The organism is Winogradskyella immobilis, assembly GCF_021887715.1.
GTDB classification, from domain to species: Bacteria; Bacteroidota; Bacteroidia; order Flavobacteriales; family Flavobacteriaceae; genus Winogradskyella; species Winogradskyella immobilis.
The window spans coordinates 1-11,275 of sequence record NZ_JAIQXX010000009.1; the positions used below are offsets into that span (position 1 = coordinate 1).

Below are 11,275 nucleotides of genomic sequence, written 5' to 3' on the forward strand. Positions count from 1 at the left end.
GTGCCAGTATTTACATTAACAGAGGCATGTAGCCCAGGCGATATAGTAATAACTGATACAGGTGTTGTTGCAGATGCAGAAGGTTGTGGTGTAAGTCAAACTTGGACAGCAAACTTCACAGATGATTGTGGAAATGTAGCAGAGGAAGTAAGTATCACTTACACATGGACAGTAGATGAAGAACTACCAACAGTATCAATATCAGGACATGGACTAGGTGGAGATCTAGGATGTAATCCAACAGCAATACCAGATGGTCAGAGCTTAATAATGTATGAAAGAATCATAGCAGATGATAATTGTGGAGTAGCTTCAATAGAGTTTGAAGCAGGAGATATTGAAATTGATGATTGTGGTAGAAGTATAACGTATACATATTTTGCAATAGACAACTGTGGTAATGAGACAGCTGAAGAAGATAGAATAGATGTTACATACACATGGACAGTAGATACAGAAAGACCAAGTATTTGGGTTTCTGCAGACGAAGAAACTGACTTAGGGTGTAATCCAGAAACAATACCAAGTGGAGAGAGCCTAATAGCGAAAGGGAAAGTTGCAGGAATGGATAATTGCGGTATTATGGCAGTAGATTTTACAACAGAAGGTGATTATGAAGGATGTGATAGAAGTGTTACGTATACGTATTTCGCTAAAGATAACTGTGGCAATAGAACAGCAAGACAAGACAGAATAAGTGTAACTTATAGATGGACTGTTGATGAAGATGGACCAGAGTTAATACCATACTGTTCAGAACCAACATTAGATTTATATACTAGTGATGGTGCTGTTTGTCCTGATGAAGCGACTACAGATGTTAAAGCAGGTGATGTTATAGACTTAGATGATTTATTCTCTGTTGCAGGTATAGATTTAGGAGCTATAGACGGATTGGAATTACAATTATGTTTTGAAGATGGTTGTTCTGAAGATTTAACTTATAGAGTAAGATCTGTGAATAATAGTGATTCTGACGGATGTGAGCGTATAATCTCTATACGTATAGAAGCAGTTGATGCATGTGGTAACGTATCAGAAGATACTATGCTATGTAAGTTTAGAATTAATGATGATATAGCACCAGTAATAGCATGTCCATCAACAGATGAAGGTTCAGATTCTATATTCTTGGGTTGTGATCCAGTAAGTACAAATGGAATTCCTAATGCTATTATTACAAGTGTAGATTATACCGATAATTGTAGTGAAAGCGGAACTACATACGATTTCTATGATGGAGAAGGAGTTACTTTTAATGAAGAAACACACGAGTATAGTTTAACAAGAACATTTAGCGCGGAGGATCGCTGCGGAAACGAAGGTAATTGTAGTATTACCTATACATGGAAAATACCAGAAACAGAAACTGCTTATGGTGTGTTTGTTGATAATGATAGGGTTTCTTCAGAGTTTAGTCAATGCTTTATTCCAGACTTTAGTCGTTGGGGATGGACTAATAGTATTTATTTTGATGCAGAACAAGGACTTACTAGTTATGCTATGGATATCTATGCAGGAGCATCTGGTTGTAACATAGCTAACGGCGACGATGCTGGTACAGTTAATATAGAATATAATGAATATGATAGTTCAATTACATTCAACTATAATTTAGAAGGATTTGCATTAAGCCAAGCACATATATATGTTGGCCCATGTGAACAACCATATCCTACTAATGGTGGTTCAGAAACGGTGGCACCAGGACAATATACATTTGTAGATGAGAATATTGGTTTTGTTGAAAATTACTCTGTAACTATACCAGTAACAGGTAAAGCATTTAGTGTTATTGTTCATGCAGTGACATCAGAATCGAAAGCTTCTTGTTTAACAGAAACAAGTGCAGATAATCCATTAGTAGGTAACTACGATGGACCTACAATTGAAGGATGTGAATATCAAGATGCTGAAGCTACTAGTAGTGTTGACTTTAGTGCGTCTCCAGTGCCTTTTGAAGATACTTTAAATGTTAATTATAGATTCGATTATAATACCGATGTAAAAATAGATGTTTATGATATGAGAGGATCGTTAGTATCTACAACTACTAATTATAAATATCTAGCAGGTAGAAATGGCAGAACAACTTTAGATATGAGTCGTTTGCAAAACGCAGTATATTTAGTTCGTGTGACTACAAATAAAGGTACTCTTGCTAAAAAAGTAATCTCTGCAAAGAAGTAAATAGATTAATAGATGATTAGCTGATAGATAGCTAACAATTAAAAGAAGAAGACTCGTAAAATTATTTTACGAGTCTTTTTTAATAATTATAAATGAAATGAATATACAATCTGTTATTACTAATATAGATATCAACAAAAAGTGCAACTACCACTTTGAACACAGTCGAAAGCGTTTAATAATAAAATTTAGATTTTGCTTGTGAACATGTGAGTTCGCCTTGTTCAATTTCTCGAACTAAATCTAACTTAAAAGACATAGGATAGTCCTTCTGAGTACGCTTTACATAATTGTTTTTCATTATACTTAAGTTTTAGTGTAACACTATTTCAGGATGAGACAATATAAAAAGAGCCTCTTATATAAGAGACTCTTTTTTATAAAGGATAATAAGAGGTTTATGATTCTGTCTTTTTATTAGAAGATTTCACGGTTACCTTTAGGCTGTCAGACTTAGCGTCAAAATCCATAGAAATAGTATCACCTTCTTGAATTTTAGAACTAATAATCTCTTCTGCCAGGGCATCCTCAATGTACTTTTGTATCGCTCTATTTAAAGGACGCGCACCATATTGTTGATCGAAACCTTTATCTGCAATATAATCTTTAGCTTTTGCAGATAGTTTAAGGGTATAACCTAGGTTTTTAATACGCTCAATAAGCTTTACCAATTCTATGTCTATAATCTTATTAATATCTTCTTTTTCAAGTGTATTAAAGACAACAACATCATCTATACGATTTAAAAATTCAGGTGCAAATGCTTTTTTAAGTGCATTTTCAATAACTCCTTTTGCATGGTCAGAGGCTTGTGCTTCTTTAGCAGAAGTACCAAAACCAACTCCTTGACCGAAATCTTTTAATTTACGAGCGCCAATATTAGAGGTCATAATAATAATTGTATTTCTAAAATCAATTTTACGACCAAGACTATCTGTTAAATAGCCATCGTCTAATACTTGAAGTAACATATTAAACACATCTGGATGCGCTTTTTCAATTTCATCGAGTAAAACTACAGCATAAGGTTTACGTCTTATTTTTTCTGTAAGTTGACCACCTTCTTCATACCCAACGTACCCTGGAGGTGCGCCAATTAAACGAGATATAGCAAATTTTTCCATGTATTCACTCATGTCTATTCTTACAAGAGCGTCATCATTATCAAATAACTCATTAGCTAAGACTTTAGCTAATTGTGTTTTACCAACACCTGTTTGCCCTAAAAATATAAACGACCCAATTGGCTTATTAGGGTCTTTAAGTCCAGCTCTGTTTCTCTGAATGGCTTTTACGACCTTAGCAACAGCTTGATCTTGACCAATAACACGTCCTTTAATAAGATTTGGTAGTTCTGCCAGTTTATTAATTTCTGTTTGCGCAATTTTATTAACAGGAATACCTGTCATCATAGAAACGACATCAGCTACATTATCTTCAGTAACCACTTCACGATGCTGTTTGGTTTCTTCTTCCCATTTTTCTTGCGCAGTAGCCAATTCTTTTTCTAAACGTTTTTCATCGTCTCTAAGCTTTGCAGCTTCTTCATACTTCTGTTTTTTAACAGCAGAATCTTTAACACTTTTTATGTCTTCAACTTTCTTTTCTAATTCAAGAATCTGTTTAGGAACATCAATATTTGTAATATGAACACGAGAACCGGCTTCATCTAAAGCATCAATAGCTTTGTCTGGCAGAAAGCGCTCAGTCATATATCTGTTGGTTAACTTTACACAAGCTTCAATAGCTTCATCTGTATATTCAACATTATGATGTTCTTCGTATTTGCTTTTAATATTATTTAGAATTTCAATAGTTTCTTCTACAGAAGTTGGTTCAACGATAACTTTTTGAAAACGACGTTCTAATGCTCCATCTTTTTCAATATATTGTCTGTATTCATCTAATGTAGTAGCTCCTATACATTGTATTTCGCCTCTTGCTAAGGCAGGTTTAAACATATTTGAAGCATCTAAACTTCCTGTAGCTCCACCAGCTCCAACAATTGTATGAATTTCATCAATAAAAAGAATGATATCGTCATTCTTTTCAAGCTCATTCATTACTGCTTTCATGCGTTCTTCAAATTGTCCTCGATACTTTGTGCCAGCAACTAAACTTGCTAAGTCTAAAGTGACTACACGTTTGTTAAAAAGTGTACGCGACACTTTACGTTTAACAATTCTTAAAGCTAAACCTTCAGCAATGGCAGATTTACCTACACCAGGTTCACCTATTAATAAAGGGTTATTCTTTTTTCTTCGACTTAGTATTTGCGAAACACGCTGTATTTCAGCTTCTCGACCCACTACAGGGTCTAATTTACCGTCTTCGGCTAAGACTGTTAAATCTCTTCCAAAGTTGTCTAAAACAGGTGTTTTAGACTTTTTATTGGTTTTAGAAGTTTGACTACCAAAAGGATTTTGCTTGTCATCTTCTTCATTTTCGTTTGTATCATCATCAGAAAAAGATTCTGCTTTTGGTGTTTCTAAATAATCATCTTCGCTTGTAATCATAGATTTAAATTCTTCTTTTACATTATCATAATCTACTTTAAGTTTATTTAAAAGCTTAGTTGTAGGATCATTCTCGTTTCTTAAAATACACAATAATAAATGTGCAGTATTAATCGAGGTACTCTGAAAGAGTTTAGCTTCTAAAAATGTTGTTTTTAAAGCACGCTCAGCTTGGCGTGTTAAATGCAAGTTTTTTTTATCATTAGAAACTATTGAGACATTTGGATTTGCTGGGCTTAAAATTTCAACTTTTCGCCTTAAATGATTTAAGTCTATATCTAAAGAACTTAAGATGTCAATAGCTTTGCCATTTCCATCTCTAAGTAAGCCTAGCATTAAATGCTCGGTTCCTATAAAATCATGACCTAGACGTAGCGCTTCTTCTTTGCTATAAGCAATTACATCTTTAACTCTTGGGGAAAAATTATCATCCATAATAAACTCCTTTCTGCATTAAAAATAATAAATTCAAAGTATACTTATTCAAAAACTATACCTAATTAATATGTATTTAACGAATAGAATAAAAATGCATTGTAAATCAAAATGAAATAGCACATACTTATTAACGAAAATAGCCTTAAAATTTGTTAATAAATACTGCGAAATAGGCTGTTTTAAAATAGAGTAAAACTTGGTAAAATACTTATATTAGCACGTTATGAAAAACCTACAAAAATCTAATTAAATATAATATGGCAGAAGGCGAAAAATTGATCCCTATTAACATTGAAGACGAAATGAAATCCGCTTACATCGATTATTCGATGTCAGTCATTGTGTCACGTGCCTTACCAGATGTTAGGGATGGTTTAAAACCTGTGCATAGACGTGTTTTATACGGTATGCACGAACTTGGTGTTAGAGCAAATACTGCTCATAAAAAATCAGCAAGAATAGTTGGTGAAGTATTAGGTAAATATCATCCACATGGGGATACATCTGTTTATGATACTATGGTACGTATGGCTCAAGAATGGAGTTTACGTTATATGTTAGTAGATGGCCAAGGAAATTTTGGATCTATCGATGGTGATAGTCCTGCAGCTATGCGTTATACTGAAGCTAGAATGCGTAAGATATCTGAAGATATGTTGGCAGATATTGAGAAAGATACAGTAGACCATAAACTAAACTTTGATGACACCTTAAAAGAACCAACAGTTCTTCCGACTAGAATTCCTGGTTTGTTGGTAAATGGTGCGTCTGGTATAGCAGTAGGTATGGCAACAAATATGCCTCCACATAATTTGAGTGAAGTTGTAGATGGTACTGTTGCGTATATAGAGAATAGAGACATTGATATTGATGAATTGATGACCTACATTAAAGCGCCAGATTTTCCTACTGGAGGAACAATTTACGGCTATGATGGTGTTAAAGAAGCTTTTCATACAGGGAGAGGACGAGTTGTGCTAAGAGGAAAAGCAAATATTGAAGAAGTAAATGGGAGAGAATGCATCATAGTTGAAGAGATACCTTATCAAGTTAATAAAGCAGATATGATTAAAAAAACTGCTGATTTAGTAAATGATAAAAAAATCGATGGTATTTCTACAATTAGAGATGAATCAGATAGAAATGGTATGCGTATCGTTTATGTTTTAAAGCGCGATGCAATACCTAATATAGTATTAAATAAACTGTATAAATACACAGCATTACAGTCATCTTTTAGTGTTAATAATATTGCACTGGTAAATGGTAGACCAGAAATGTTGAATTTAAAGGATTTAATTCATCATTTTGTAGAGCATAGACATGATGTAGTTGTAAGACGTACAAAATATGAATTAAAGAAAGCAGAAGAGCGTGCTCATATATTAGAAGGTTTAATTATAGCTTCAGACAATATAGATGAAGTTATAGCTTTAATTAGAGCATCTTCTAATGCAGATGAAGCAAGAGCCAAATTGATAGAACGTTTTGAGTTAACTGAGATTCAAGCCAAGGCTATTGTAGAAATGCGATTACGTCAGTTAACTGGTTTAGAACAAGATAAGCTTAGAGCTGAATATGATGAGTTAATGAAAACGATTGAAGATCTAAAAGATATTTTAGATAAAGAAGATCGAAGAATGGATATTATTAAAGAAGAATTACTTGTTGTAAAAGATAAGTATGGAGATGATAGACGTTCTCTTATAGAATATGCTGGAGGTGATTTAAGTATTGAAGATATGATTCCGGATGAAAAAGTAGTCATTACTATTTCGCATGCTGGTTATATTAAAAGAACATCGCTTACAGAATATAAAACACAAAATAGAGGAGGAGTTGGACAAAAAGCATCAACAACACGTAATGAAGATTTCTTAGAACATTTATTTGTAGGAACCAACCACCAATACATGTTATTTTTCACACAAAAAGGAAAATGTTTCTGGATGCGTGTTTATGAAATTCCAGAAGGTGCTAAAACATCAAAGGGAAGAGCAATACAAAACCTTATTAATATAGAACAAGACGATAAGGTAATGGCATTTATTTGTACCCAAGATTTAAAAGATGAAGATTATATTAATAATCATTATGTAATCATGGCAACTAAAAATGGTCAAGTAAAGAAAACATCTTTAGAACAATATTCTCGACCTAGAACAAATGGTATTAATGCAATTACCATTAGAGAAGAAGATGAATTACTTGAAGCTAAATTAACGACAGGAGAAAGCCAAGTGATGTTAGCACTTAAATCTGGTAAAGCTATTCGTTTTGAAGAAGCTAAAACTAGACCAATGGGGCGTAATGCATCTGGTGTAAGAGGAATTACACTTCAAAGTAAAAATGACGAAGTTATAGGTATGATTGCTGTTGATGATATGGAAAGTAATATACTTGTAGTTTCTGAAAACGGTTACGGAAAACGTTCTAGCCTCGAAGATTATAGAGTTACAAATAGAGGTGGTAAAGGTGTAAAAACCATTTCTATTACAGAAAAAACTGGTAACTTAGTGGCCATAAAAAATGTAACTGATGAAGATGATTTAATGATCATTAATAAGTCAGGTATTGCAATTAGAATGGCTGTTGCTGATTTAAGAGTTATGGGAAGAGCAACTCAAGGAGTAAAATTAATTAACCTTAAAGGAAACGATTCTATAGCTGCGGTAGCAAAAGTAATGAAGGATGATGAAGATCCAGAATTAGAAGACGAAAACATTGATAATGAGAGTGCTACTGAAAACGGCACAACTCTTGATAATACTACTAAAAACGAAGATTAACTAAAATTGATTATAAAAATGAGAAAATTAATAACTTTAATGTGTGCTATTTTAATTAGCTCAATGTCTTATGCTCAAAAAAACGAGATTAAGGCACTAGAAAAGGCGCTGAAAAGTAACAACTTTGCTGCGGCTAAAACATCTGTTGCATCTGCAGATGCTTTAATAGGTAATATGGATGATAAAACTAAGGCCAAGTTTTATTTTCTAAAAGCTCAAGCTTTGTATGCTAGTGGTGCAGGAACAAATGATGATATAAGTAAGGCAATAAAAAGCTTAGACGATCTTAAAGATTTAGAATCTAAGGTAGGTAAGTTAAAGTATACTGAAGAAGCAAATACAATTAAAGCTTCAATGCTTCAAAATTTCTTACAACGAGCAGACAAAGCACTTACAAATAAAAATTATTTAATTGCTTCTAAAAATTTTGAAACAGCATATAAGCTTTCTCCAAAAGATACAACATATTTATATTATGCGGCATCTACTGCAGTAAATGCGCAAGATTATGAGACTTCTTTAGCACAATACCTTCAGTTAAAAAATATGGGTTATACAGGGATAAAAACCAATTATTTAGCTACAAATAAAGAAACTGGTGTGGAAGAAAATTTTTCTGACAAGAAAACGAGAGATATAGCAATAGTCTCTAAGACATATATTAATCCAAGAGTAGAATTATCTAAATCTAAATCTGCAGAGATTATAAAGAATATTGCATTAATTTATGTTGCTCAAAATGAAAATGAAAAAGCTATAGCAGCTATGGCGGATGCTCGTAAAGAAAACCCTAACGACTTAGGTTTAATATTATCTGAAGCTAATGTGCAATTAAAAATGGGAAATAGGGATAAGTTTAAGGATTTGATGGAAATTGCAACAACAATGGATCCTGAAAATGCAGAGTTGCAATTTAATTTGGGAGCTTTAGCAGCTGAAGGAGGAAATGTTGATTCTGCTAAAAAATATTATAAGAAAGCAATAGAATTAGACCCAAACTATGCTGATGCATACACTAATATGGCTGTAGCAATATTAAATGGTGAATTAGCAATTGTTGAAGAAATGAACGGATTAGGAAGCAGTTCGGCAGATAATGAGCGATATGACACTTTATTAGAAAAGCGTAAAGGTCTGTATAGTGAAGCTATCCCTTTTTTAGAAAAAGCATTGGAGTTAAATAAGACTAATGTTGAGGCAGCTAGAACTTTGATGAATATTTACAGTACATTAGGTGAAACTGATAAATTTAAAGCTATGAAAGCAAAAGTTGCTGAATTAGATGCAAAAGCTTCAGGTAATTAAACATAGAAAAGTAATAAGTAGTATAAAAAAGCGAATCGTATTGATTCGCTTTTTTATTTTAAAATATTTTTTTAATAACTCTTAACTTATGAGTATGTAAGCCAGATTCTATATTGTAAATACCACTATGATCTATACGGTCTATCCGTACTTTACCATGCGCATGAATAATATAATTATTCTCTAAAATAATACCTACATGTATTATGTGCCCTTCATTATTGTCAAAAAAAGCTAAATCTCCAGGCTCACTTTCTTCAATAAAACTTAAGGCTTCTCCTTGAGTAGCTTGTTGCGAGGCGTCTCTTAATAATTGATGTCCGTTAAGTTTATAAACCATTTGGGTAAATCCAGAACAATCAATACCAAAAGGGGTTTTTCCTCCCCATAAATAAGGAGTGTTTAAATACAAATAAGCGGTTTTGATTAACCCTGCTTTTTCATTTTTAGAATTTACAGAATTACCATCAAAAACATGATTTAAAAGATGCAAACCATTAATGCAAGATCCTAGGGGTATTGTATAAATGGCGTGGTTAGAGTCATCAGAAACAAACTCAACTAAATCAGTTGACAATACGGGTTCAGAATTAGATAGAAACGTATAGTGTTTTTCATCTATTTCTTTATACTGCTTATTATCTAACCAACCTTCATAATTATCAAAAGCAATACGAATACGACTCCATTTTTTTCGTTGTTCTAAAACCTTAAAATGTTCGCCATATAAGACTTGAGATACCATCTCAGAGTCATCGTTAGGTTCTAATCGTAATGGTACAATTCCAAGATTGCAAATTCCGTATTGCATAAAAAGATTTTATGAACGCTCTAACACCATTGCAGAAGCTCCGCCACCTCCATTACAAATAGCTGCAGCACCTAGCTTAGCATCATTTTGTTCTAATACATTTATTAATGTAACTAATATCCTAGCTCCAGAGCAGCCTAAGGGATGACCTAACGAAACAGCGCCACCATTGACATTAACATTACTATCATTAAGTCCTAAAATTTTCATATTAGCTAAACCAACTACAGAGAACGCTTCATTAAACTCAAAGAAATCAATGTCGTCAATAGAAATTCCAGCTTTAGATATTGCTTTTGGTAATGCTTTTGCAGGTGCAGTTGTAAACCATTTAGGTTCTTGAGCAGCATCAGCATAGCTTTTAATTGTAGCAATAGGTGTTAAGCCTAATTCTTCGGCTTTATCTCTACTCATTAATACCATAGCTGCAGCGCCATCATTTATAGTAGATGCATTAGCTGCAGTAACAGTACCTTCTTTTGTAAAAGCCGGCCTCAATGCAGGGATTTTTTCCATTTTAACACTAGTATATTCTTGATCTTTATCAACAATTATAGCGTCACCACGTCTCTGTGGTACTTCTACAGGTATAACTTCGTTATTAAATTTTCCGGAATCCCAAGCTGCGGTAGATCTATTATATGATTGAATGGCATATGCATCTTGGTCTTCTCTAGAAAACTTATGTTCTATTGCACAAGCGTCTGCACAAACTCCCATGGCATTTTTATCGTAAGCATCTACTAATCCGTCTTTTTGCATACCATCTTCAAATGTGGCAGATCCAAATTTTGTGGATGTTCTAGCATGATAGTAATGAGGGATTAAACTCATGTTTTCCATACCACCAGCAACTATAATATTTGCATCACCCAATTGAATCGACTGTGCAGCTTGCATTACAGCTTTCATGCCAGAAGCACAAACTTTATTTATAGTTGTACAAGGCACCGAATCAGGAATGCCAGCAAAAATGGCAGCTTGTCTTGCAGGTGCTTGACCAGTACCAGCTTGCACCACATTACCCATTAATACCTCTTCAACTAATCTTGGTTCTAAATTTATTTTATTTAAAGCTGCTTTAATCGCCATAGCACCTAATTTTGGAGCTGGGATTGTAGATAATGCTCCCATAAAACTTCCTATAGGAGTTCTTACAGCAGAAACAATTACGACATCTTTATTCATTATAATTTATTTTAAATTTCTAGTAGCGAAATTAATCA

General features: G+C 33.5%; 6 protein-coding genes. 3 read left to right on the forward strand and 3 right to left on the reverse strand.

What is annotated here, in order from left to right:
• The coding region (locus K8Z87_RS08115) for a T9SS type A sorting domain-containing protein (protein ID WP_227476999.1) at positions 1-2,190 on the forward strand (2,190 nt) is incomplete at its 5' end.
• A gap of 398 nt (positions 2,191-2,588) precedes the next feature.
• Here the strand turns inward: K8Z87_RS08115 and K8Z87_RS08120 are convergent.
• Positions 2,589-5,141: an ATP-dependent Clp protease ATP-binding subunit gene (locus K8Z87_RS08120; RefSeq protein WP_227477000.1), complete on the reverse strand. Its 2,553-nt coding sequence runs from the start codon at positions 5,139-5,141 to the stop codon at positions 2,589-2,591.
• A 260-nt stretch (positions 5,142-5,401) separates the two neighbouring features.
• Between K8Z87_RS08120 and gyrA the strand changes: the two genes are divergently transcribed.
• Both gyrA and K8Z87_RS08130 read left to right on the forward strand, forming a co-directional pair.
• Positions 5,402-7,933 (forward strand): DNA gyrase subunit A, encoded by a 2,532-nt coding sequence (gyrA, locus tag K8Z87_RS08125; RefSeq protein WP_227477001.1) that lies wholly within the window; start codon positions 5,402-5,404, stop codon positions 7,931-7,933.
• A gap of 18 nt (positions 7,934-7,951) precedes the next feature.
• On the forward strand, positions 7,952-9,238 hold the full coding sequence (locus tag K8Z87_RS08130) for a tetratricopeptide repeat protein (RefSeq protein WP_227477002.1): 1,287 nt from the start codon (positions 7,952-7,954) through the stop codon (positions 9,236-9,238).
• Positions 9,239-9,296: 58 nt separating this feature from the next.
• On the opposite strand, the gene K8Z87_RS08135 is transcribed toward K8Z87_RS08130, so the two are convergent.
• Positions 9,297-10,049 carry a C40 family peptidase gene (locus K8Z87_RS08135; RefSeq protein WP_227477003.1) on the reverse strand — a complete coding sequence of 251 codons (753 nt, stop codon included), beginning with the start codon at positions 10,047-10,049 and terminating at the stop codon, positions 9,297-9,299.
• A 9-nt stretch (positions 10,050-10,058) separates the two neighbouring features.
• Positions 10,059-11,237 (reverse strand): acetyl-CoA C-acyltransferase, encoded by a 1,179-nt coding sequence (locus K8Z87_RS08140; RefSeq protein WP_227477004.1) that lies wholly within the window; start codon positions 11,235-11,237, stop codon positions 10,059-10,061.
• Positions 11,238-11,275: the final 38 nt, after the last annotated feature.

Bases quoted from the DNA above. Each gene is read 5' to 3' on its own strand.
- K8Z87_RS08120 (WP_227477000.1), bottom strand. From the start codon at position 5,141: ATGGATGATAATTTTTCCCCAAGAGTTAAAGATGTAATTGCTTATAGC.
- K8Z87_RS08130 (WP_227477002.1), top strand. From the start codon at position 7,952: ATGAGAAAATTAATAACTTTAATGTGTGCTATTTTAATTAGCTCAATG.
- K8Z87_RS08135 (WP_227477003.1), bottom strand. From the start codon at position 10,049: ATGCAATACGGAATTTGCAATCTTGGAATTGTACCATTACGATTAGAA.
- gyrA (WP_227477001.1), top strand. From the start codon at position 5,402: ATGGCAGAAGGCGAAAAATTGATCCCTATTAACATTGAAGACGAAATG.
- K8Z87_RS08140 (WP_227477004.1), bottom strand. From the start codon at position 11,237: ATGAATAAAGATGTCGTAATTGTTTCTGCTGTAAGAACTCCTATAGGA.